This window comes from uncultured Parolsenella sp. (assembly GCF_958346945.1).
Classification (GTDB): domain Bacteria; phylum Actinomycetota; class Coriobacteriia; order Coriobacteriales; family Atopobiaceae; genus Parolsenella.
This window is the reverse complement of record NZ_CATVTL010000002.1, coordinates 22380-46365: the sequence shown is the minus strand read 5'-3', so window position 1 is coordinate 46365 and position 23986 is coordinate 22380. Positions and strand designations below refer to the sequence as shown.

The following is a 23986-nucleotide window of genomic DNA, read 5'->3' as shown; positions in this document are numbered from 1 at the left end:
TCTATCTGCTCTGGGTGAGGTGCCTACTCGGCGGCAGCCTCGGTCGTGGCGGCCTTCTTGGCCGTAGAGGTGATGCGGGGCATGCCGGAAACCTCGAGGCGCGTGAGGTTCTGACGGTGGCCCTTCTTGACAGAGTGGCGCTTGCGCTTCTGGAACTTGAAGACGATCTGCTTCTCACCCTTGTGCTGGTCGACGACCTTGCAGGTGACCTTCTTCTTGGCAAGCGTGTCAGCGTCGACAACAACCTGCTTGCCGTCGTTGAGCATCAGAACGTCGAGCTTGACCTCGTCGCCAGGCTGCACGTCGAGCTTCTCGACGTCGAAGACGTCGCCCTTGGCAACCTTGTACTGCTTGCCACCAGTCGTGATGATTGCGTACATGTGTGAACCCTTCATTGCTGTGGTAAGTGCAACAGCTGGAAATATTACGCTAGCGGTTGTGGTTCGTCAACGGAGAAAACCCCGCTAATTGCGATGTTTCCATGCATTCGGCATTTCGAATCTTAGCACCAGGGCGCGCCCCATCGCCAAGGTGGCCCCATAGGCGATGCCGGCCTTCACAGCAGCTCCAAGCCCGGGAAACGAGCGGGAGAGCCTGCGGGCCGCCTCGCGGGAGGCAAAGGCAGCCCCAACGACGCAGGCAACCTCGGCAAAGCGGGCAACTCCGGCGCCCTGGCCATAGACGCCGGCGATGTCGATGGCCATGAGCGCCTCGTTGGCGGCCATGACGGGCAGGTCTGCCGAGGAGCCAAACGGAAGCAGCCCTATGACGGCGTTCTTGGTGGAGCGCTCGGACGCGCACCGCTCAGCGATGGCACGGCGCGCAAAGGGGAAGTTGGTGCCCAGCGCCACGTCTGCGTGGCAGGTGCCCGCCATCCACGCGGCCAGCTTGTCGAGCAGCACCGCGTCGTCTGCCGCGGCGACGACCTCGACGCCGGCCGGCTGCTCGCGCACCGGGACCTCGACGCTCGTCTCGACCACGATGGCGCAGGGCACGGCCGCGCTGGCGAAGGCGCGGGCGGCCGCGGTCGCGGCTCCGGTGGTGCCGGCCAGGACGATGGCGAGGTCGCAGTCGGGGTTGACGCGCACCTGCGTGCCGGCGGCAAACGCGGCGACGTGGACGAGGCCGGTGGCCGTCTGGGGCACGAACGCCTCCTTGACGGCGCGCACGAGCGCCGTGGGCGCGCCCTTCTCGACCTCTATGGCAATGCGGACGCACGAGCGGCGCGCGACCGAGGAGGCGCGCACGCCATCGACGACCTGGCGCGCGGCATCGAAGGGGATATCTCTCACGGATGCCATGGCCACCCCTTTCCCTAGGCGGACTTGGTGCGGTGGGCGTAGACGGACTGGACGATGCCAACGCTCGCGATCTGCACGACCATCGAGGTGGCGCCGTAGGAGATGAACGGCAGGGGGATGCCCGTGATGGGCATGATACCGATGCACATGCCGACGTTCTGCAGCAGCTGGTAGCTCCACATGGCCACGACGCCGGCGAGCACGAGCTTGGCAAAGGGGGCCTCGATCTTCATGGCAAGGCGCAGGGCGGAGAAGATGAGCCAGGCGTAGAGGGCAAAGAGCAGCATCGCGCCCGCAAAGCCAAACTCCTCGGCAAGGCGGGCGAAGATGAAGTCGGTGTGGTTCTCGGGCAGAAAGCCGCCGGCAGACTGGGTGGCGGCACCTATGCCCTTGCCAAAGAGACCGCCGGAGCCCACCGCGATCTTTGCCTGCTGCAGGTTGTAGCCCGCGCTGGTGTTCTCGAGGCTTGAGTCGGCAAAGACCAGAAGACGGTTGAGCTGGTACTGCTTGAGCGGGAACTGGTAGTTGATTGAGAAGTAGACGATGAGGGCGCACCCCACGATGAGCATCGCGATGGTAATGAGCACCCAGTCCCTGCGCGCGCCCGCGCAGATGATGATAGCCGCGCCCGTGACGAGAAGGATGAGGCCAGTGCCGAGGTCTGGCTGCAGCATGATGGCCGCGAAGGGCACAAGCAGCGTAGCGCAGAGCTTGACGTAGTCGCGCAGCTCCTTGATGCGGCCGTTGTACTGGGCGCACAGTGACGCCATGAGGAAGATCGTGACGAGCTTGCCAATCTCCGAGGGCTGGAAGCGCAGGGGGCCAAGCTTGACCCAGCCCGTCATGCCGTTGGCCGCGCTCGCAAGCCCCGGTATGCGCGGAGACACCATGAGCAGCACGTCGATGACGAGCAGCCACGTTGACATGTTGGAGAGAGAGCGGTAGTCCCAGTGCCAGATGACGCCAGCCACGGCAAGTCCCAGCACGGCTCCCACCGCCTGCCTCGTGATGGAAGCGTTGGCGTTGGAGAGCGACGCGCTCCACACCACGACGAGGCCGTAGGCGATGAGCAGAAGGGCCGGGATGAGGTTGGCCCAGTAGATGTCCGAGACCCAGCCTCCCCTGCCGGAGACCCTCACGCTCGCGTGCCTCGGGCGCTTGCCGGCGTCGCCGCCAAAGAGCGACGAGACCACGCTGCCAAAGCCAACGCCACCTGCCGAGTTCTGCGCCATGTCGCCTCCCTACCTCGAATTGTCCTGGACCTCTGCCGTCTGCGTGTCGGGCTCGTTGTAGATCGCGCCAAGGATGTCGCGCGCCACGTACAGGGCGCACGAGCCTCCGTAGCCGCCCTTCTCGACCGCGACCGCAACGACGTACTTGGGGTTGTCTTCGGGCGCGTAGCAGCAAAACCAGCTCGTGGGGTACTCGCCGTGCTCGCCCGAGCCGGTCTTTCCGGCCACGCGCTCGGTCATGTTGGTGAAGTGCGAGGCCTGCGACTCGCTCTCCTCGTACACCACGCCGTCGAGGCCCGAGATGACGAGGTCGAAGTTGGCGCTACTCTCATCGGGCGTAAGCGAGACGGACGGCTCGAAGTCGCGGGCGGTGCCGTTGTCGCCGCGCCCCAAGACGCTCTTGAGGATGTGGGGCTTGTAGATGGTGCCGCGGTTGGCGATGCCCATGTAGACGCAGGCCATCTGCAGCGGCGTCACGGCGATGTCGCCCTGGCCGATCGCGATGTTGGTGTAGTCGCCGCCGTTCCACTTGCGGTCCTCGTCGGACCAGTTGGAGAAGTAGTTCCACTTCCACTCGGCGTCAGGCACGCGACCATCGCCCTCGCTGGGCAAATCGACGCCAGTCTTGGAGCCGAGGCCCCACTTGCGAAAGGTCTTCTGCATGCCGTCGGGGGTGCTCGAGTTGTAGAAGCCCTTGGCGACCTCGTAGAAAACGACGTCGCAGGAGTTCACGATGCCGCCGCGCAGGTTGAGGTAGCCGTGGCCCTTGGTGTCCCAGCAGTACTTGCCGTCGGCCTGGCCAAAGCCCGTCCACCAGCCCGTGCAGTCGTAGGTCGAGTCGGCCGTCGCGATGCCGTAGTCGAGGGCAGCGAAGGTCGTGAGCGGCTTGATCGTCGAGGCGGCGACAAACTGGCCAGAGACGGCCTTGTTCATGAGGGGATTGCCCGCGTTGTCAGCGGACAGCGCGTCCCAGTCGTCCTGCGAGATGCCGCCCACGAAGGCTTCGGGGCGGAAGGAGGGGGCGCTCGCCATGGCGAGGATGTCGCCGTTCGTGGCGTCGAGCACCACCGCGGCGCCCGAGTTGCACTCCTTGACGCCGCCGTCCTGGCGCTTCTTGATCTGCTTGGCGAGGGCCTCCTCGGCGGCCTTCTGAATGTCGAGGTCGATGGTGAGCATGACGTCGGAGCCGCTCTCGGCGGGCACGCTCGTGGAGTAGTCGAGCACGTTGCCATGAACGTCGACGTAGACGGTCTGCTCGCCGCGCACGCCCTGGAGGAGCTCCTCGTACTGGTACTCGACGCCAGACTGGCCCGTCGTGTCGCCGCTCTCGTAGGTGAGGCCGTTGTTGGCCTCGGTCGAAGAGTCGATCTGCTCCTGGGTCACGGTGCCGGTGTAGCCAAGCACCTGGCAGGCGACCTCACCCTGTGGGTAAGAGCGCTGCGTGCGCGTCTCGACCGTGACGTCAGGGAAGACGTCGACGTGCTCCTGGATGAAGGCGACCTGCGAGCGCGAGGCGTCGACGGCGATCGTGCGTGCGCTCTGGGCGCTCTGGGTCGAGTCGGTGGCGCGGCGCTTGGCGGCGACGGTGGGCATGCCGAGGAGGTTTGCCAGGAGGTTGAGCTCGATGGAGTCGTCGGCGATGTCGCTCTTGGCGCACACCGTGAGGCTGGGGCGGTTCGCGACGAGCTCGACGCCATTGCGGTCGAGGATGCGGCCACGCGGCGCCGGCGTGGTCACCGTGCGCGTGCGGTTCGTCTCGGCCTGGGCCGAGTAGTCGTCGCCCGAAACGATCTGCATCGACCAGAGGCGCGCGAGCAGGGCCGCGATGACGCCTCCAGAGAACACACCCAGGCCGATGAAGCGGCTCTGGAAGGTCTTCTCGGGAGAGGTGTCGTTGCCACCGGCCGCGCGCGGGGCCTGTCCGCCAATGTCGAAGCGCAGGCCATCGGAGCCCCTGCTCGCGAGCAGGACGGCCGCGACGGCCACCGCGGCGATGACCACGATGACACCTATGAGCAGAATGGTTCCCGAGCTCATGCGCTACAGGCCCTTCATGGACAGGCCGCCCGAAGAGTGGCGGCCGCCAAAGGTTCCGCCCGTGCCGCCGGTGCGCGACAGCGCGAAGGCGACGACGGCCATGCTGAGGCAGTCGAGAAGGGCACCGGGCAAGGCGCGCAGGAAGACGACGTCGACGAAGGACGACGCCTGGCCAAAGACGAGCAGCACGAGGGCGTAGCCAACCTCGACGATGAGCGCGACGGGCACGAAGAGCACGACCCCAGCGGTGGGGTCGTCCGCAATGCGGCTGTGGCCGCCCACGGCGAGGGCGTAGCACATGACGGTGAGCAAAAGCGCCATGAGGCCGATGGGACCGGAGCCCGCGAGGTCATAGAACAGGCCGCACGCAAAGCCGATGGCCGGCGCCTTGGACTCCTCGCCACCAAGGGTGAGCGCCACGGCGAGGACAAGCGCAAGGTTCGCACGACCGCCCAGGATGCCCACGTAGGGGGCGATGGAGAGCTGGAGCAGGCAGAGCACGATCGCAAGGATAATCGCGACGCGACGAAACTTGCCGGTGTCGTTGACGATCATGGCTACCCCCTACTCCGAGCTCGAGGAATCGGTCTGGTCAGAAGAGTCGCTCGCGGCGGCGTCGGTCGTGGCGGCCGCGGTGGTGGCGCTCGTCGAGGTGGTGCGGTCTTGGGCGTTCGCGGCCGTGGCGTCGTCTGCCGTGGCCTGTTGGTCGCCCGAGAGCGAGGTGATGACGAGGACCTCCTCGAGGGAGCCCACCGAGGCGAGCGGCTCGACCGTGATGTCGTAGTAGAGCGAGCCCGAGGACTTCGTGACGTTCGACACGGTTCCCACGGGAAGGCCCTTGGGGTAAACGCCGCCCAGGCCGCTCGTGACGACGGAGTCGCCCGTGCTCACCTGCTGGTCGGTGCGGATGAGGTTGAGGTGGAGGGTGCCGTCGGCCGAGCCCTGGAGCTGGCCCTGGGCGCCGCTCGACTGGACCTTGGCCGAGACGCCGGAGGACTCGTCGGTGATGAGGCGCACCGTGGCCGTGGTGGGACCGCACTCACTCACCTGGCCCACGACGCCGGTCGAGGTCATGACGGGCATGCCGGTCTGGATGCCCGACGTCGTGCCCTTGTCGATCGTGATCGTGGAGCTCCACGAGTCGGTCGAGCGGGCGATGACGCGGGCGGCCGTCGAGTCGAGGCTGTACTGGTTGCGCAGCTGGAGCAGGTCGGTCAGGGTGTTGGCCTCGTCCTCGTACTCGGTGAGGCGCGCCACCTGGGCCTTGAGGTCATCGTTCTCGGCCTTGAGGTCGGAGAGCGTCTGCGAGTCTGCCGTGAGGTTGCCCACGACGTTGGAGATGCCCGAGACGGGCGACGCCACGACCGAGCCCACGACGCGCGCCGGCGTGGCGACCGTCTGGAAGACGCCGCGCACGCCGTGCAGAAGGCCTGAGTCGCCCTCGCGAACGCCCAGCACGAACAAGGCGAGCGAGATGACGCTGAGCACTATGAGCGAACGCGGGACCCCGTTGGAGGACCCGCGCCCCATGGACGATTTGGGTGCCGAGAAACGCTGAGCCATGGGCAGGAACCTACTTGCCCGAGCTCTGCACGAAGCCGCCGGACAGGGCGTTGGCCTCGAGCACCTTGGCGCAGCCAAGCACGACGTTCTCGAGCGCGGTGGGGCTCACGTTGACCGGGACGCCCGTCTCCTCGCGGAGACGCTGGTCGAGACCGCGCAGGAGGCCGCCGCCACCGGTGAGCATGATGCCGTAGTACATCAGGTCGCTCGCGAGGTCGGGCGGGGTGACGTCGAGGGCGTCCTTGACGGCCTTGGTAACCTGGTCGAGCGGCGAGTTGAGCGCGCGACGAATCTCCTCGGACTCGATGCGGACCGTCTTGGGCAGGCCGCTCATGACGTCGCGGCCGTTGACCTCGACGTCGAGCTCCTCCTTGAGCGGGGCCGCGGAGCCCACCTTGATCTTGATGTCCTCAGCGGTGCGTTCGCCAATCGAGAGGTTGTAGGCGTCGCGGACGTGCTCGAGGATGACCTGGTCGAACTCGTCGCCCGCCGTGCGGATCGACTGAGAGACGACGATGCCGCCCATGGCGATGACGGCGACCTCAGTCGTGCCGCCACCGATGTCGACGACCATGGTGCCCGTCGGGTCCTCGATGGGCAGGTTGGAGCCGATGGCAGCCGCCATGGGCTCCTCGATGAGGAACGCCTGGCGGGCGCCGGCCTGGACGGTCGCCTCGAAGACGGCGCGCTTCTCGACCGACGTGACGCCGGAGGGCACGCACACGACGACGCGCGGGCGGGGGCTCCAGGGATAGCGGCGCTTGGAGGCCTTCTCGATGAAGTAGCGCAGCATGACCTCGGTGACGTCAAAGTCCGAGATGACGCCGTCCTTCAGCGGGCGGATGGCCTTGATGGATCCGGGCGTGCGGCCAACCATGCGCTTGGCGTCGGCGCCAACGGCCAGCACGCGCTCCTCGCTCTGGTCGATGGCCACGACGGACGGCTCGTTGATGACGATGCCCTCGCCGCGGACGGACACGAGCGTGTTCGCGGTTCCGAGGTCGATGGCAAGATCGCCACCGTACTCGCCCAGTATGGAGTCAAGGAATGACATAGCATCCGTTCTTTCGGGGTTCGTGCGCTGCGGCCTACGTGCTAGTTGGCCTCGGTGGAAGCGTCGGCGGTGGCGACCTCCGTGTCGGGCGACGCGGTGGCCGCGGCATCGGTCTGGTCGGTCGTGGAGTTCGAGAGCGTGCCGGTCGTCGTGGAGCTCGAGGCGCCCTGGGAGGCAAACGAGAGCTCGACGCCGGAGACCTTCCAGCCAAGTCCGCTGCGGACGAGCGTGACCTGGTAGGACTGCGAGCCGCCGGAGGGCAGGTTGGCCGTCACGAGGGCGGTGGAGCTGCCGGTGGAGCGGTCGACGCCCGAGACGGTCGACGTGGCGCCCGCGGGAAGCAGGGCCGAGATCTCGGATCTCTGCTCGGAGGAGACGGAGTCAGCGAGGTAGGGCGCGATGTCGTTGCCCTGGGAAGCCGCGGAGAACATGTCGGAGACGACGGCCTCCTGCGTGGGCCAGCCGTAGCCGCGCCAGAACGCGAAGCCGCCGGCACCGGCGAGGACGATCAGGATGATGAGGATCGTGAGGAACACCTTGAGGCCGCGGTGGCTGTGCTTGCGGCGTGCCTGGCGCTTGTCCTTGTCGGCGGCCATGAGGTCCTCCTCCGTGACGGAGAAGAAGCCCGTGTCCTCGGGACTCGGGATGAACTCGCCGGAGCGGCCCATGGGGTCGAGCGGGTCGTACGAGGCCGTGGTGGGGCCAAAGCCATCGTTGGCGGCAAGGGAGTTCGCGCCGTAACCGGCAGCGTCGAGCAGCTGGTCGGTCTCGGAAGGGCCATTGCCCTGGCGGGCAGCGAGGCCCCTCTGGGCAGCCGTGTAGGCAACCTGCTGGTCGGCGGTGAGCTGGTAGGAGGGGTCGGCGGCGGCCTTGTTGAAGGAGTCGACGGCCTCGGTCAGGCGGTTGGAGGCCATGTAGGCGCGGCCGAGCTCGGCGTAGATGGCGCCCTGGCCACCCTCGACGGAGAAGTCAAGGGCCGTGCGGTAGGCCTCGACGGCGTCGTCGGGACGACCGAGCGTCATGAAGCATCCGCCGAGGTTGAGCAGGGCACCCGACGGGTCGGGGTTGCTCTCGTCGATGGCGGCGTTGCGCCAGGCGGTTCCGGCCTCGAGGGCCTGCCCGCGGCTCTCGTAGAGCTTGCCCAGGGCAACATGGGCCTTGTAGGGCGTGGGATAGGTGGGGTCGGCGACGGCGGCCTGGAAGCAGGCCTCGGCGGCGTCAGCCTGGCCGGCGGCCACGAGGGCACGGCCGCGGTTGCAGTTGAGGGCGCCCACGTGACCGTAGGAGGCGTCGGAGAGGGCCTCGCCATAGGCGGCCGCGGCCTCGGCGAACATGCCGAGCTTCATGAGGGCGTTGCCGCGCAGGTGGTCGGCCTCGCCACAGGACTCGCCGGCAGCCTTGGCGCCGTTGAGCGCGGACACCGCGCCCGCCCAGTCGCCACGCTGGTAGGCGGCCTTGCCCATATCGAATGCCTGAGTGTTCAAGATGGCCTCCCCTTTAGAGAGCTTCGTGCTCGATGCGGATGGACTCGATGACGTCGCCGGCGCGTAGGGTGCCAATTACGTCGAGGCCCTCGATCGTATTTCCAAAGACGGTATACCCGTCATCGAGCATGTGCTGCGGGCCAAGGCAGAAATAGAACTGCGAACCGGCGGAGTCGGGGTGCTGCGAGCGAGCCATGGCCAGGGCGCCGTCGACGTGGCTGTTGCGCGGGTTCGTGTCGTACTCGTGCTTGATGCGGTAACCGGGGCCACCCGTGCCGGGCATGCCGTCGCGGCCGGCGCGGCCGCTCGCGACCTCGGCGCTCGTCATGTCACGCGTGTTGGGGCAGCCGCCCTGGATGACGAAGCCCGGGACGTAGCGGTGGAACTTGAGGTCGTCATAGAAGCCGCTGCACGCGAGCTCGCAGAAGTTGGCGACGTGAATGGGAGCGCCCTCGCCGTCGAGGCGGACGCGGATGGTGCCCTTCGACGTCGTGACGACGGCGACCTCGTCTCCCTTGACGGAGTACTCGGGGGTGTAGAGGGGATCGGGAATGCCGAACATGAGACCTCCAGGCGTGAAGGCGCGCCACAAGGGCACGCGAGATGTGGCGTACTAACTGATTAATTCTAGCAGCACGAGCACGCTTTCACACATTCGGCACGCGGCTAGCGCTGCTCGGGCTTCCAGGCGTCGTAGTTCTTCTTGAAGAGGTTGACGTAGGCCTCGGAGCCGTCGGAGGCGCGGTTGCCGATCATGGGCTTCATGATCTTATCCTTGTCGGCGGTGGGGTTGTCGCTCTCGGCCGAGAGCTTCCAGGCTTCGTAGATGGCGTCGACGCGGTTACGCAGCCAGCTCGCGAGGGTCGAGACGTTGGCCTTCTGGTCGGCATAGGTGCCGGTCGTCTGCGTGTCGATGCCCGCGATGGTGGTGGCCTCGTTGCTCACGTCGAGCTGGAGCTGCAGCGCGTCCTGCTCGCCTTGGGAGCGCTCGTCGGCCGTGCCGGAGGTACCCTTCTCGTCTAGGCGCTGCTCGAGCTCGTCGGCGCGGGCCGAGAGGTCTGCCAGGGCCTCGTAGGACGAGGTGAGCGACTGGAAGGTCGCCTCGTCCGCGGACAGCACGCTCGTGGCAGAGGCGGTGCCGCGGTCCTGCCCGGCGAGGCGCTCGACCGTGCCGGGAAAGCCCGCCTGCGAGGTGTCGGCGGGAGTGGTCGCGCGCGTGTCGGTGAGGTTGGGGTCCCAGGGATGCGCGATGGCCAGCGCCGCTCCGCCCACGACGAGCAGGCTCGCGATGGCAGCCAGGGCAAACACCTTGGTGTGGGGCAGGCGCTCGCGCCCGTAGGCACTCTCGGAGTGGGGATTGGGCTCGCTGGGGATGGCGCTCTCGATGCGCGGCAGCGTTGAGGTGCGCTCGCGCTCGGCGCGCAGCTCTTCGGAGCGTCGGCGCTCGAGTTCGTCGGCCACGCGCGTGGCTCCCGTCGTGTCGACGGGCATGCCGCACGAGGGGCAGACCTGCTGCCCCGCCGGCACGAGGGCCCCGCAGGAGGGACACCATGAGCCGGTGAGCTTGGGCATCACGCGCGTGGCCGCGAGGTTCGCGTGGCACGCGGGACAGATATCTTGGCCGTCGGCGATTTCAGAGCCGCAGGCAGGGCACTTCACGAAAGGTCCTCCAAGACGTAGGGAAGGATGCCGCCGCTGCGAAGGAAGGCTCCCTCGAGGGCGGTGTCGACGCGCACGGTGCAGTCGAACGTCACCTTGGTGCCGTCGGCACGCGTGGCGGTGACGGTGGTGCGGCGACGCGCGGGCAGGCCGCCCGCGAGGTCCACGGGCTCGATATCGTAGACCTCCGTGCCGGTGAGGCCAAGCTCCTGCGCACTCTGTCCATCAATAAACTCGAGCGGCAGGATTCCCATCTGCACGAGGTTGGAGCGGTGGATGCGCTCGAAGCTCTGGGCGATGACGGCGCGCACCCCCAGCAGCAGCGGGCCCTTGGCGGCCCAGTCGCGGCTCGAGCCCGAGCCGTACATGCGGCCGGCGACGATGGCGAGCGGCGTGCCTGCGGCCTCGTAGGACTCGGCGGCGTCGAAAACGCTCTTAACCTCGCCGCACGTCTGATCGAGCGTCACGGGGCCGGTCGTGCCGGCGAGCCTGTTGTCGAGCTTGACGTTGGCGAAGGTGCCACGCGCCATGCACTCGTGGTTGCCGCGGCGCGAGCCGTAGGTGTTGAAGGCGGCATCGGCCACGCCGCGCTCGCGCAGGTAGCGGGCGCAGGGCGAGCCGGCCGCGATCGCTCCGGCCGGCGAGATGTGGTCGGTGGTCACGAAGTCGCCAAACAGGCACAGGGCGCGGGCACCGCTGACGCCAACGTGGCCCTGCCTGCGCGCGATCTCGAAATAGGGCGGACGGCGCACGTAGGTGGAGCCCTCGTCCCAGGCGAAGGTGGCCGACTTCCCCGCCTCGATTTCGTTCCAGGAGCGCTCCCCCTCGAGCAGGTTTGCAGACCCCTGCGCGTAGACCTCGGGGTCGAGCACGCGGGCTAAGACCTCGGAGATCTCTGCCGTGGTGGGCATGATGTCTGCGAGCATGACCGGACTGCCGTCGGCACGCGTGCCCACGGGCTCGCGAGAGAGGTCGACGTCCATCGTGCCCACGAGCGAGTAGGCGACGACGAGGGCTGGCTGGGCGAGAAAGTTCTGCGCAACGTCGGGCGATATGCGGCCGTCGAAGTTGCGGTTGCCCGAGAGCACGCTCGTGAGTTCCATGTCGGCGGCGAGGGGCTTGAGGCACGGCAGAATTTCGCCAGAGTTTCCGATGCAGCTCATGCAGCCAAAGCCGCAAGTGAAGAAGCCCACGGCGCGCAGGTCGTCGAGAAGGCCGGCGCGCTTGAGGATGAGGGCGGCGGCATGGGAGCCGGGGGCGAGGATGCGCTTGACCCAGGGCTTGGCCGTAAGGCCCGCCTCGCGGGCGTGGCGTGCGGTGAGGCCGGCCGCGACCATCATGGCGGGGTCGGTGGCCGTGGTGCAGCTCGTGATGGCGGCGATGGCGAGGGCGCCGTGGTGAAGCTCGTGGGTGGAGCCGTCGGCGCAGGCGACGTTCCAGGAATCGCTCATGTCGCCGTGGCCGTGCTCGGCGGAAACGCCCTCAAAGCGCTCCTTGAGGCCGGCGGGCGTCACGCGGTTGTGCGGGCGCGAGGGACCGGCGAGCGACAGCTCGACCTGGGAGAGGTCGAGCTCGACCACGCGCGCGTAGCGACGGCCCTCGGAGGCGCCGAAGACGCCCTGGGCCATGGCGTAGGCTTCGACGAGGGCGACCTGCGCGGCGTCGCGGCCGGTGAGGAGCAGGTAGTCGAGCACGTTGTCATCGACCGGGAAGAGCGTCGAGGTGGCGCCGTACTCGGGCGTCATGTTGGAGACGCAGGCGCGCTGCGTCACGCTCAAGGTCGATACGCCCTCGCCAAAGGCCTCGACGAGGCAGCCCACGACGCCCTCGGCACGCAGACGCTGGGCAACCGTGAGCGCAAGGTCCATGGCCGAGACGCCGCTGGCGAGCCTGCCCGTGAGGTGCAGGCCCACGACCTCGGGAACGCGCATCGAGATGGGCTGGCCCAGGGCCGCGGCCTCGGCCTCGATGCCGCCCACGCCCCAGCCAAGCACGCCGATGCCATTGGCCGTGGGGGTGTGCGAGTCGGTGCCCACAACGGTGTCGAAGCAGCAGAGGCTGCCCTCGCCCTCCCACAGGGCGTCGGTGGTGACGACCTGGCAGAAGCGCTCGATGTTGAGCTGGTGGCAGATGCCGCGTCCCGGAGGCACGATTTGCACGTTGTCGAAGGAGTGGCTCGCCCACTTGAGGAAGGCGAAACGCTCGCGGTTGCGCGAGGCCTCGATGGCGAGGTTCTGCCCGGCCGCATCGTCCCCGTCGGCCACGTCGGCACAGACGGAGTGGTCGATGACGAGCGTGCAGGGGATGCGCGGGTTCACGACGCGCGGGTCTCCCCCACGCTCGACCATGGCGTCGCGCATGGCGGCGAAGTCCACGAAGACGGGCACACCCGTGAAGTCCTGGAAAAGCACGCGGGCGGGCATGAACTCGATCTCGTCGCCGGCGCCGCCGGCCTCGCTCGCGGAGACGATGCGCTCGGCGGCGCGCAGGGCGTCCTCGTCGGTCTCGGCGCGACGGATCACGTTCTCGAGCAGGACCACGAGGCAGGCCGGGAGCTTGTCAGCGCCGGGGATGCCGGAGACGTCAACGATGCGCGAGGCGACGCCCGCCACATCGAGCTCGCGGCCGGATCGGGCCGCGGCGACGGCGGCGGCGAAGTCCCCACCAAAGTTACTTTGACTCTTGCTCATGGTTCGTCTCCCTGAGGCTCTCGATGGACTTCATGAAGTTCTCGTACCCCGCATCTTCCGAGACGAGCCTGATGCCTCGGTTGAACAGGACGTTGAAGATGACGAGCGCGAGCGCACCGATGACGAGCGTCGCGATGGTCATAACGAGGTCGTAGGGCACGATGTCGAAGAAGGGACCCGCAACGGTGCAGCCCAGCACCACGATGCCCACGACCACGACGAGAAGCGCGCTGCGCAGGGCGTTGAGCGGCAGCGAGATGCGCACGATGAGGGCAAAGCCCACGAGGCTCGTGAGCACGACGCACACCGTCGAGATCTGCTCGCGGTTGAGGCCAAAGCGCTCGAGCAGGCCGCTCGCGAGGCCCACGGCCACGATGACCGCGATGGAGCCGGGCACCGAACGCGCAAGGACGTTGCCCAGGAAGCTGCCGCGCACGCGCTCGTGGTTCGGCTCGAGCGCCAGCACGAACGACGGGATGCCGATGATTGCGGCCGAGATGAGCGACATCTGCACCGGCTGGAACGGATAGGGCGGGATGAACGCGCACAGGGTCGCGAGAACCGCCGAGAAGACCGTCTTGACCAGGAAGAGCGAGGCAGAGCGCTGCAGGTTGTTGATGGAGCGGCGGCCCTCCGCCACGACAGACGGCATGTGGGCGAAGTCGTTGTCGACGAGCACCACCTCAGCGACGTTGCGCGCGGCGTCGGAGCCCGAGGCCATGGCAACCGAGCAGTCGGCCTCGCGCAGGGCGAGGACGTCGTTTACGCCGTCGCCCGTCATCGCGACGGTGTGGCCGGCGGCGCGCAAGGCCTGCACGAGCTCGCGCTTCTGCTGCGGCGTGACGCGGCCGAACACGCGGTAGGTGACCGCGGCGAGCTTAAGCTGCTCGGGCGTGGTGAGCGTCGAGGCGTCGACCCACCGGTCGGCGTCGGGGACGCCCGCCTCGGCGGCGATGCTCGAGACCGTGCGCGGGTCGTCGCCGGAGATGACGTTGAGTTGGACGCCCTGCTCGACGAAGTAGCGGATCGTGTCGGGCGCATTCGAGCGGATGTGGTCGGAGAGTGTGAGGATGCCAAGGGCCCTGGGCTCGCCGATGATGGCGCCCTCGTCGTCGAATCCGTCGCACTCGGCAATGACCAGGCAGCGCTCGTGCTCGTTGGCGTTCGCGAGGGCCTGCGAGATGGGCTCGGGCACGCCAGCGGCAAAGACGAACTGGGCGGCACCCATCACGAGGGCGCGGCCGCCGGGCATGACGCAGCCCGAGTACTTGCGGGCGCTCGAGAAGCCGATGGCGCGGGCCGCCTCGGGGGCGGCGATGCCAACCTCGGAAGCGTGGCGAATGATGGCCGTAGCCGTCTCGTTGGCATCGTGGGCGCTCGCGCGCACCACGCTCGCCGCGGCAAGCTCGACGTCGGACGAGGTGGCACCATCCACGCCCACGGCACGCTCGAAGTCCATGGAGCCCGAGGTGATGGTGCCCGTCTTGTCGAGGCACAGCACGTCCACGCGGGCGAGCGCCTCGATGCAGTAGAACTGTTGCACGAGCACGTGATCATTCGCGAGGCGCGCGGCCGAGATGGCGAGCACCGTGGAGGTAAGCAGCACGAGGCCCTGGGGAATCATGCCCACGAGCGCCGCGACCGTCGTGAGAATCGACTGGTTGACCGTAGAGCCGTCGTTGAGGGTGCGTAGGAAGAGCGCAAGGCCAATGGGCGCAAGCAGCCACGTGGCCGCACGGATAATCATGTTGAGCGTGGCCATGATCTCGGACTTGACCTTCTTGACGTACTTGGCCTCGGCGTTAATCCGCGAGGCGTACGAGTCGGCGCCCACGCGCGTGACGCGCGCCAGCACGAGGCCCGAGTCAAGGAAGCTGCCGCTCATGAGCTCGGAGCCGGCAAGCTTGGTGACGGGCTTGCTCTCGCCGGTGAGGAGGCTCTCGTTAAGGCCCGCCTCGCCCCAGATGACCTCGGCATCGGCCGGCACTTGGTCTCCCCGGCGCAGCACCAGGACTTCGTCGAGCACGACGTCGTCGTGCGCGACGAAGGCGTCGGCGCCGCCGCGGCGCACGCAGACGGGACGCTCCGCCAGAATCGAAAGCTTGTCGATGGTGCGCTTCGAGCGGACCTCCTGATAGACGCCGATGAAGAGGTTCGCGAAGATCACGACGAGGTATGAAAGGTTTCGCCAGGAGCCCGTGAACGCGACGAGGCCGGCCAGCACCGCATTGGCGCCGTTGAACAGCGTGAAGAGGTGCTCGCACACAATCTGGCCCACCGACTTGGTGGTGGGGCCGCCGTATGAGTTCACGAGGCCGTCGGCGACGCGGGCCTCGACCTCGGCGGGCGTGAGGCCGGAAATCTCGGGCGCCACGATGTCGGGCGCTTCGGTGTTGGACAAGGGCACTCCCCTCAAAGAAGATGCGAACGTCCATTGTACGGGGTCGGGGGCGTTTCGGCACGCTCGCCCCGACTGCTTACAGAACTGAAACGTAGGCAAAAGCCGCTTCTCGAAGGCAAAACTGTCCACAAAAACGGCCCCATCGCCAGGGGCCGTCGTCAAACGCATGGTGCTCTCTGTGGGATTCGAACCCGCGACCTTTCGCTCCGGAGGCGAACGCTCTATCCAGCTGAGCTAAGAGAGCTTGCGTGGGTCAGTATAGCCCAAGGCGCCATTTGGCGTGAGCACGGACCTACGGGCGCACGCGTTTGAATCACAGTCCGCTATACGGCCGTATATGCAGACGTTCATGCCTCTTTTTTGTCAAGCCATAACGGCTGCGAGGACGGGCAGCGGCACCTATATGTAGTACCATCGGTCAACTAAGGAAAACTCAAGCGCGGACGCCGCACAGAGGGGGAACGATGATCGCAGTCGTCAAGGACACGGCAACGCCGGAACAGGTAGGCCACTTCGTAAGCTGGATCGAGAGCAAGGGCCTCTCCGCCCACATCTCCAAGGGTGACAACACCACGATCATCGGTCTGGTGGGCGACACCACCCAGGTTGACCCGTACCTCATCGAGGGCATGGACATCATCGAGCGCGTCCAGCGCGTCTCCGAGCCATTCAAGCGCGCCAACCGCAAGTTCCACCCGCTCGACACGGTGGTCGACTGCGGCCACGGCGTCAAGGTGGGAGGCGGCACCTTCAACGTCATCGCGGGTCCCTGCTCGGTCGAGGGAGACAACCTCATCCGCATCGCACGCGAGGTCAAGGCCGCCGGCGCCACGATGCTGCGCGGCGGCGCCTACAAGCCCCGCACCTCCCCCTACGCCTACCAGGGCATGGGCGAGGAGGGCCTCGACATCCTGTGCGCCGCCCGCGACGAGCTCGACATGCCCATCGTGACCGAGATCATGGACCCGCGCGACGTCGACAAGTTCCTCTCGCGAAACATCGAGGTCTGGCAGATCGGCGCGCGCAACGCCCAGAACTTCCCCCTGCTCAAGGAGGTCGGCAAGACCCAGACGCCCATCCTGCTCAAGCGCGGCATCGCCGGCACCATCGACGAGCTGCTCATGGCCGCCGAGTACATCATGAGCGAGGGCAACCCCAATGTCATAGTCTGCGAACGCGGCATCCGCACGTTCGAGACGCGCACGCGCAACTCCTTCGACCTCAACGCCATCCCCGTGCTCCACGGCCTCACCCACCTGCCGGTCTGCGCCGACCCCAGCCACGCCACGGGCCACACCCGCTATGTGACGCCGATGGCGCTCGCCGCGACCGCCGCTGGCGCCGACTGCCTCGAGATCGAGGTCCACGACGACCCCAAGCACGCCTGGTCTGACGGCGCCCAGGCGCTCACGCCCGAGCAGTTCCGCGACGCCATGGCGCGCATCGCCAAGGTGCGCGAGGCTGTGACCATGGAGGTTGAGTAGCGTGGACGAGAAGAGCAATAAACCGCAGGTTGCAGCCATGATCGAGGGCAGAGTGGGCATCGTTGGCCTGGGCCTCATCGGCGGCTCCATCGCCCGCGCCATGGCACGCGGGGGCCACGAGGTCTACGCCTTCGACCTCAACGAAGACATCGAGACCTTCGCCGCGATCGAGACGACCGCGGGCAGGCTCACCGACGAGCTCGTTGGCACCTGCGAGCTCATCGTTCTCGCCTGCTACCCCAAGGCGTGCGTCGACTGGCTGGAGAGCCACGCCTCGCTCGTGAGCCCGGACGCCATCGTGATCGACACGGGCGGCGTCAAGCGCTCCATCTGCGAGCCGTGCTTTGACATCGCCCGAAAGAGCGGCATCACCTTCGTGGGCTGCCACCCGATGGCGGGCACCCAGTTCTCCGGCTACGCGCACTCGCGCGCCAACATGTTCGAGGGCGCGCCCATGGTGGTTTGCCCTCCGCCCGAGATTCGTGGCGTGGCGTGCCTCGCGCTCGTCGACCGCCTGGAGGGCCTGCTCGCCCCCTGTGGCTTTGACAAGTTCACCGTGACGACCCCCGAGCGCCACGATGAGGTCATTGCCTACACCTCCCAGCTCGCGCACGTCGTGTCTAACGCCTACGTCAAGAGCCCCACGCTCGCCCATCGCAAGGGCTTTGCCGCGGGCTCCTACCGCGACCTCACCCGCGTGGCGAGGCTCAACCCCACGATGTGGTGCGAGCTGTTCCTCGACGACGCCGACAACCTCGCAGCTGAGATTAGCACGCTCGTCGACGCGCTCAACCAGTACAAGGACGCGCTCGAGGCCCGCGACGCCCAGAGGCTCACCGAGCTTCTGGCCGAGGGCGACCGCATCAAGCGCGCCGACGAGAAGGAGGCCGAGGTCTAGATGGGTAGCGGCAACAAGCCGTCTGGCAAGGTCGTTCGCGTAAGCACGACGTCACGCACCTACGACGTGTATGTGGTACCCGGCATTCTCGACTCTTGCGGCGAGCTCATTTCCAAGGCGGCCGGCGGCGAGCATGCGCTCGTCGTCTCCGAGACCAACGTTGCTCCGCTCTACCTCGAGCGCGTTGTCTCCTCTCTCGTAAGCGCCGGATACGAGGTTTCGAGCCACATCTTCCCGGCTGGCGAGGCCTCCAAACGCGCCGGTACCTGGGCGGCTTGCCTCGAGGCGGCTGCCGAGGCGGGTCTTACCCGTGATGATGTGATCGTTGCCCTGGGCGGCGGCGTCACCGGAGACATCGCGGGGTTTGCCGGCGCCAGCTACATGCGCGGTTGCGCCGTGGCGCAGATTCCCACGAGCCTGCTAGCCATGGTCGACTCGTCGGTGGGCGGCAAGACGGCCATCGACCTTGCGGCCGGGAAAAACCTCGCGGGCGCCTTCTGGCAGCCCCGTGTCGTTATCGCAGACCCCCGCTGCCTCTCCACGATCGGCCACGACCTCTTCACCGACTCTTGCGGCGAGGTCATCAAACACGGCGTACTGGCAGACCCGAACCTCTTCGAAAGCCTCGAGACCAAGCCGCTCAACGCGCCTGGATACGACGAAGCCATGCTCGCGGACATCATCGCGCGAAACGTCGAGATCAAGCGCAACGTGGTCGACGCCGACGAGCGGGAGCGAGGCCTACGCCAGACGCTCAACCTCGGCCACACGATTGGTCACGCCGTTGAGGCCGCGAGCGACTTCACCCTTGGCCATGGCACCTGCGTAGCCCTTGGCCTATGCGCCATCGCCCGCGCGGCCGCCGCAATGGGAGAGCTCGCCAAGCAGGACAGCGAGCGCATCGAGCGCGTCGTTGCCGCACACGGGCTTCCCACCGACACCGACCTTGACCACGAGACGGTCGTGCGACTCGCGCACTCCGACAAGAAGCGTCACGGAGACGGCGTGAACGTCGTGCTGCCACGCGCCATCGGCTCCGTCGAGGTGCGTCGCATGTCGATGGGCGAGTTCGCTGAGCTCGTCGACGCAGGCTGCGGCACTGCCACCTGCGGAACGACGGCACACCTCGCCTAAACCAGAAGATCCATCCCAAGGAGACACAAGCCCACATGGACGTACAGATAAACCCACGCGAGCTCACGGGCACCATCGACGCCATCGCGAGCAAGTCCATGGCCCACAGGCTGCTCATCTGCGCGGCCCTCTGCCCCGGACCCACCACGATCACGTGCACCACGACCTCGAAGGACATCGAGGCCACCATCGCCTGCCTCGAGGCCCTGGGCGCACGCGTCGTGCGCGAGGGCGACCAGCTCAAGGTCACGCCCATTCCCGGCACCTCGGCCACCGACAACAGGCGCCAGGCAACGACGGGCGCACTGCTCGACTGCGGGGAGTCTGGCTCGACCCTGCGCTTCATGCTGCCCGTGGCCTGCGCCCTTGGCTGCAACGCATCGCTCACGGGCCATGGCCGCCTCGCCGACCGCCCGCTCTCCCCGCTCTACGAGGAGCTCATCGCCGGCGGCTGCGACCTCAGCGAACAGGGCAGCTTCCCGCTCACGACGTCGGGCACCCTGCGCGCCGGGCGTTTCGAGCTGCCGGGCAACGTGAGCTCGCAGTACATCAGCGGCCTTCTGCTCGCGTCGCCCCTGCTCGACGGCCCCTCCGAGGTGTGCGTCACCGAGCCTGTCGAGAGCCGCCCCTACGTAAACCTCACCACGAGCGCCCTGCGCTCCTTTGGCGTGCACGTCGAGGAGATCCGCGACGTCAACGCGGCGGGCCAGCGCGTCACGCGCTTCGTGGTCTCCCCCGCCACCCCCTACACCTCCTGCGGGCAGATCACCGTCGAGGGTGACTGGTCCAACGCCGGCTTCTGGCTGGCCGCGGGCGCCCTGGGCGAGGGCGTGTCCGTGAGCGCCCTTGACCTCGCGAGCCGCCAGGGCGACCGCTCCATGCTCGCCGCGCTCGCCAAGCTCGGCGCCCGCGTCGAGCGCTCGGGCGACACCGCGAGCGTCTCGGCCGGCGCCCCCTGCGCCTGCGAGATGAACGTCTCCGACTTCCCCGACCTCGTGCCGCCCCTGGCCGCCGTGGCCTCGCTCGCCCCGGGCACCACGCGTCTCACGGGCTGCGGCCGCCTGCGCCTCAAGGAGTCCGACCGCATCGAGACCGTGTGCGCCGGCCTCTCGGCCCTGGGAGCCAACATCACGAGCGAGGGCGACGACATCGTCATCGAGGGTCGCGAGGCGCTCGACGGCGGCGAGGTCGACGCCGCGAACGACCACCGCATCGCGATGATGGCCGCCATCGCCGCCACCCGCTGCACCGCGCCCGTGACCATCCACGGCGCCGAGTGCGTGCAGAAGTCCTACCCCGCCTTCTTCGAGGACTACGCCAAGCTGGGTGGCCTCGTGACCAGGGAGGGCTAGCCATGGCGTCATCCATCGGCCACAGCGTTCGCCTCACGATCTTTGGCCAGTCCCACTCCGAGGCCATCGGCTGCACCGTCGAGGGCCTGCCCGCCGGTATCGAGGTCGACCTCGACGAGCTGCAGGGCTTCCTCGAGCGCCGCGCGCCCGGCCGCTCCGACACCTCGACCGCCCGCCGCGAGCCCGACCGCCCTCGCATCCTCTCGGGCCTCGTCGACGGCCACACCTGCGGCGCGCCCCTCTCGGCCATCATCGAGAACACCAACACCCGCAGCCAGGACTACGACGGCCTGCGCCGCGTGCCGCGCCCCGGCCACGCCGACTACCCGGCCTTCGTTCGCTACGGCAACCACCACGACGTAGCGGGCGGCGGCCACTTCTCGGGCCGCCTCACCGCCCCGCTGTGCATCGCGGGCGGCATCGCCCTGCAGGCCCTCGCCGCCATGAACATCCAGGTCGTGGCCCACATCGCCCAGCTCGGCCCCGAGCGCGTGACGGACGCCACCCTGAACGACCTCGCCTATGAACCCATCCAGCGAAAGGCCATCCTCTCAAACGAGCTTCCCTGCATCGACGCCGAGGCTGCCCGCGCCATGCACGAGAGCGTGCTTGCCGCAAAGGGCGAGCTTGACTCCGTGGGCGGCGTCATCGAGTGCGCGGCCTACGGCATGCCTGCAGGCGTGGGCGATCCGATGTTCGACGGCCTCGAGAACCGCATCGCGGCGCTCGCCTACGGCATCCCGGCCGTGAAGGGCGTCGAGTTTGGCGCCGGCTTTGGGGCGGCCGCCCTGCGTGGGTCGCAGAACAACGACCCCTGGCGCGAGAGGGGCGGCGCGGTCGTCGCCACCACCAACAACGCCGGCGGCATCCTGGGCGGCATCTCCACGGGCATGCCCATCGTCTGGCGCGCGGCCGTAAAGCCCACACCCTCGATCGGCAAGCGCCAGGACAGCGTCGACCTCGCCCTGGGCGAAAACGCCGACCTCGTGGTCCACGGGCGCCACGACCCCTGCATCGTCCCCAGGGCCGTGCCCGTCGTGGAGGCGGCCTGCGCGCTCGCCTTGCTCGACGCGCTCGTCGATGACGGCGCCTACGCTGCGCCTGCCGCCGCAACCCTTGAGACCACCACCAAGTAATCCCAGCTAGAACGTTTGGAGCACCATGGCTGACCTCTCAGAAATCCGCAGCCGCATCGACGCCATCGACACCCAGATCTGCGAGCTGTTCGCGCAGCGCATGCAATGCGCGCACGAGGTCGCCGAGTACAAGCGAGCGAGCGGCAAGCCCATCCTCGACCGCGGCCGCGAGCGCGCCAAGCTCGCCGACGTCGCCACGATGGTCCCCGAGAAGCTCCGCGACTACTCGCAGGTGCTCTTCAGTCTCATCATGGAGATCTCGCGCTCCGAGCAGAGCGCCGAGCTCAACAACGAGAGCGAGCTCGCGGACGCCATCGAGAGCGCCATCGCGGGCACGCCCGCGCTCTTCCCGCAGGACGCCTTCGTGGCCTGCCAGGGCGTCGAGGGCGCCTACTCCCAGCACGCCGCCGACCGCCTCTTCAAGCGCGCGAAGATCAGCTACTTCGACTCGTGGGAGGGCGTCTTCCGCGCGGTCGACGAGGGCTTCTGCCGCTATGGCGTGCTGCCGGTCGAGAACTCCACCGCAGGCACCGTCAACCAGGTCTACGACCTCATGATGCGTCACAAGTTCTCGATCGTGCGCTCGGTGCGCATCAAGGTCGACCACAACCTGCTGGCCCTTCCCGGAGCCAAGATTGGCGGCATCACCGACGTCTATAGCCACCAACAGGCCATTGCCCAGTGCAAGGGCTTCCTCGCCCAGCACCCCGAGATGACCGTGCACGTGGTCGAGAACACCGCCGCGGCCGCCAAGATGGTGGCCGAGAGCGGCCGCACCGACGTCGCAGCCCTTTCGAGCCGCAGCTGTGCCGAGCTCTACAACCTGGTGTCCCTCGCCCGCTCCGTGCAGGACTCCGACGCCAACTACACGCGCTTCGCCTGCATCTCCAAGAACCTCGAGATCTACCCCGGCGCCGACCGCACCTCGCTCATGGTCGTGACGCCCAACGACCCGGGCAGCCTCTACAAGGTCCTCGCCCGCTTCTACGCCCTCGACGTGAACCTCCTCAAGCTCGAGAGCCGCCCGATTCCCAACTCGGACTTCGACTTCATGTTCTACTTCGACGTCGACTGCTCGGTGGCGGCGCCCGAGTTCCCCAAGCTCATCGCCTCGCTCGACGACGTCTGCGAGGAGTATCGCTACCTCGGCAGCTACACGGAGCTGGTGTAGGTGGCGGCCGAGAAGGGCGCTGAGCGCGCGCCGCACGCCCCGGTGACCTACGGCCTTCTGGGCCGCACGCTCAAGCAGAGCTGGAGCCCCCAGATCCACGAGGGGCTGGGAACGACCCCCTACGAGCTCATCGAGCTCGAGCCCGACGAGCTTGCCGCGTTCGTGCGCGAGGGCTCCTGGAAGGGCCTCAACTGCACCATCCCCTACAAGCGCGACCTCATCCCGCTCGTCGACGAGCTGCGGCCCACCGCCGCGCGCATCGGCGCCGTCAACACGCTGCTGCATGACGAGCGCGGCCGCATCATCGGCGACAACACCGACATGTTCGGCTTCGCCTGGACGCTCAAGCGCTTCTGCGAGCGGCACCTGGGCGGCCTGGGCGCCATCCAAGGCGCGAAGGCCCTCGTGCTGGGCTCGGGCGGCGCCAGCCGCGCCATCGTCTGCGCACTCGAGGACGTGGGCGCCGTGCCCGTCGTGATCTCGCGCCACGGCGACGAGACCTACGAGGGCGTCGCAACCCGCCACGCGGACGCCGCCCTCATCGTGAACACCACCCCCGTGGGCATGTACCCCAACTGCCCCGCCTCGCCCCTCGACGACGACACCCTCGCCCACATCACGGGGCTGCGCGGCGTCATCGACGTCGTCTACAACCCCGAGCACACGGGCATCATGCTCGCCGCCGAGCGCATGGGCGTGCCCTCCGAGAGCGGACTCGTGATGCTCGTGGGCCAGGCGTGGCTGTCGAGCAGCATGTGGCAGGGACGCGAGCTCGACGAGGGCCTCATCGGCAGCATCAACGAGCGCCTCATGCGCTCGAGCAGAAACGTCGCGCTCATTGGCATGCCGGGCAGCGGCAAGACGAGCGCCGGACGCAACCTCGCCGAGCTTTGCGGCCGCACGTTCGTCGACATGGACGTCAACTTCTCCGAGCGCTTTGGCCGCACCCCCGCCGAGGTCATCGAGACGGACGGCGAGCAGGCCTTCCGCGCGATGGAGACGCAGGCGCTCTCCGAGGTCGCAAGAGGCAGCGGGCTGGTCATCTCGTGCGGCGGCGGCGTCGTGACGCGCCCCGAGAACCGCGACCTGCTCCGCCAGAACTCGACCGTCGTGATGGTCGACCGCAAGCTCGACCAGCTCTCGAGCAAGGGGCGCCCCATCTCGAAGTCGCGCGGCATCGAGGCGCTGGCAGCCGAGCGCATGCCCCTCTACCGCGCCTGGGCAGACGAGGTCGTCGCGTGCACGGGGTCTGCCCGAGGCGACGCGCAGGAGATCATGCGCAGGCTCTCCCTGTAGCGTCTCCGCTTACCCCGCAATATCGTCCGTTGGCGGTTTGTGACCGTTACGACACATTGATAGGCTAAGCCTATTTAACTAGTATGCTTTGAGT

19 protein-coding genes and 1 tRNA gene are annotated in these 23986 nt (G+C 67.8%); 7 read left to right on the top strand and 13 right to left on the bottom strand.

Going from position 1 to position 23986, the window contains the following annotated elements:
- Positions 1 to 23: 23 nt before the first annotated feature.
- The 13 genes from rplU to Q3866_RS01795 all read right to left on the bottom strand — a co-directional run bounded on the left by rplU (position 24) and on the right by Q3866_RS01795 (position 15665).
- Complete coding sequence (gene rplU / locus Q3866_RS01855; protein WP_293672983.1) at positions 24 to 380, bottom strand: 50S ribosomal protein L21; 357 nt, start codon at positions 378 to 380, stop codon at positions 24 to 26.
- An 84-nt stretch (positions 381 to 464) separates the two neighbouring features.
- On the bottom strand, positions 465 to 1301 hold the full coding sequence (locus Q3866_RS01850; protein WP_301829159.1) for a hypothetical protein: 837 nt from the start codon (positions 1299 to 1301) through the stop codon (positions 465 to 467).
- 14 nt (positions 1302 to 1315) lie between these two features.
- Complete coding sequence (locus tag Q3866_RS01845) at positions 1316 to 2533, bottom strand: FtsW/RodA/SpoVE family cell cycle protein (protein ID WP_301829156.1); 1218 nt, start codon at positions 2531 to 2533, stop codon at positions 1316 to 1318.
- A gap of 9 nt (positions 2534 to 2542) precedes the next feature.
- On the bottom strand, positions 2543 to 4570 hold the full coding sequence (gene mrdA / locus Q3866_RS01840; protein WP_301829155.1) for a penicillin-binding protein 2: 2028 nt from the start codon (positions 4568 to 4570) through the stop codon (positions 2543 to 2545).
- A 3-nt stretch (positions 4571 to 4573) separates the two neighbouring features.
- Positions 4574 to 5125 (bottom strand): rod shape-determining protein MreD, encoded by a 552-nt coding sequence (mreD, locus tag Q3866_RS01835; protein ID WP_301829153.1) that lies wholly within the window; start codon positions 5123 to 5125, stop codon positions 4574 to 4576.
- 9 nt (positions 5126 to 5134) lie between these two features.
- Positions 5135 to 6058, bottom strand: coding sequence for a rod shape-determining protein MreC (gene mreC, locus Q3866_RS01830; RefSeq protein ID WP_301829152.1), 924 nt, complete (start codon positions 6056 to 6058; stop codon positions 5135 to 5137).
- An 85-nt stretch (positions 6059 to 6143) separates the two neighbouring features.
- The gene (locus Q3866_RS01825; protein ID WP_293673587.1) at positions 6144 to 7187 is read right to left on the bottom strand and encodes a rod shape-determining protein; all 1044 of its coding nucleotides are present in this window, start codon (positions 7185 to 7187) and stop codon (positions 6144 to 6146) included.
- Between the two features lie 41 nt (positions 7188 to 7228).
- Entirely contained in the window at positions 7229 to 8671 is a 1443-nt protein-coding gene (locus Q3866_RS01820; protein WP_301829149.1) for a tetratricopeptide repeat protein, read from the bottom strand.
- Positions 8672 to 8684: 13 nt separating this feature from the next.
- Positions 8685 to 9233, bottom strand: a complete 549-nt coding sequence (locus Q3866_RS01815; RefSeq protein WP_301829148.1) for a peptidylprolyl isomerase — start codon at positions 9231 to 9233, stop codon at positions 8685 to 8687.
- Between the two features lie 104 nt (positions 9234 to 9337).
- A complete protein-coding gene (locus Q3866_RS01810) occupies positions 9338 to 10330 on the bottom strand; it encodes a zinc ribbon domain-containing protein (RefSeq protein ID WP_293673590.1) in 993 nt (330 codons plus the stop codon).
- Positions 10327 to 13020, bottom strand: a complete 2694-nt coding sequence (acnA, locus tag Q3866_RS01805) for an aconitate hydratase AcnA (protein ID WP_301829145.1) — start codon at positions 13018 to 13020, stop codon at positions 10327 to 10329. The genes Q3866_RS01810 and acnA overlap by 4 nt, the downstream gene beginning before the upstream one ends.
- Positions 13001 to 15421: an HAD-IC family P-type ATPase gene (locus tag Q3866_RS01800; RefSeq protein ID WP_301829144.1), complete on the bottom strand. Its 2421-nt coding sequence runs from the start codon at positions 15419 to 15421 to the stop codon at positions 13001 to 13003. Before Q3866_RS01800 ends, acnA begins: the two co-directional genes overlap by 20 nt.
- Before the next feature lie 167 nt (positions 15422 to 15588).
- Positions 15589 to 15665: transfer RNA gene (locus Q3866_RS01795), tRNA-Arg, on the bottom strand.
- Positions 15666 to 15885: 220 nt separating this feature from the next.
- On the opposite strand from Q3866_RS01795, the gene aroF reads away from it, so the two are divergent.
- Genes aroF through Q3866_RS01760 form a run of 7 tightly spaced genes read left to right on the top strand, consistent with a single transcriptional unit; the run spans position 15886 to position 23892 of the window.
- Complete coding sequence (gene aroF / locus Q3866_RS01790) at positions 15886 to 16905, top strand: 3-deoxy-7-phosphoheptulonate synthase (protein WP_293673593.1); 1020 nt, start codon at positions 15886 to 15888, stop codon at positions 16903 to 16905.
- A gap of 37 nt (positions 16906 to 16942) precedes the next feature.
- Positions 16943 to 17803 (top strand): prephenate dehydrogenase, encoded by an 861-nt coding sequence (locus Q3866_RS01785; protein ID WP_301829142.1) that lies wholly within the window; start codon positions 16943 to 16945, stop codon positions 17801 to 17803.
- On the top strand, positions 17804 to 18937 hold the full coding sequence (aroB, locus tag Q3866_RS01780; protein WP_301829140.1) for a 3-dehydroquinate synthase: 1134 nt from the start codon (positions 17804 to 17806) through the stop codon (positions 18935 to 18937).
- Between the two features lie 35 nt (positions 18938 to 18972).
- Entirely contained in the window at positions 18973 to 20289 is a 1317-nt protein-coding gene (gene aroA, locus Q3866_RS01775; RefSeq protein ID WP_301829139.1) for a 3-phosphoshikimate 1-carboxyvinyltransferase, read from the top strand.
- 2 nt (positions 20290 to 20291) lie between these two features.
- Complete coding sequence (gene aroC / locus Q3866_RS01770) at positions 20292 to 21425, top strand: chorismate synthase (RefSeq protein WP_301829137.1); 1134 nt, start codon at positions 20292 to 20294, stop codon at positions 21423 to 21425.
- A gap of 25 nt (positions 21426 to 21450) precedes the next feature.
- Positions 21451 to 22596 (top strand): bifunctional chorismate mutase/prephenate dehydratase, encoded by a 1146-nt coding sequence (locus Q3866_RS01765; protein ID WP_301829136.1) that lies wholly within the window; start codon positions 21451 to 21453, stop codon positions 22594 to 22596.
- Complete coding sequence (locus tag Q3866_RS01760; RefSeq protein ID WP_301829135.1) at positions 22597 to 23892, top strand: shikimate kinase; 1296 nt, start codon at positions 22597 to 22599, stop codon at positions 23890 to 23892. It abuts the gene before it with no gap.
- Positions 23893 to 23986 lie beyond the last annotated feature (94 nt).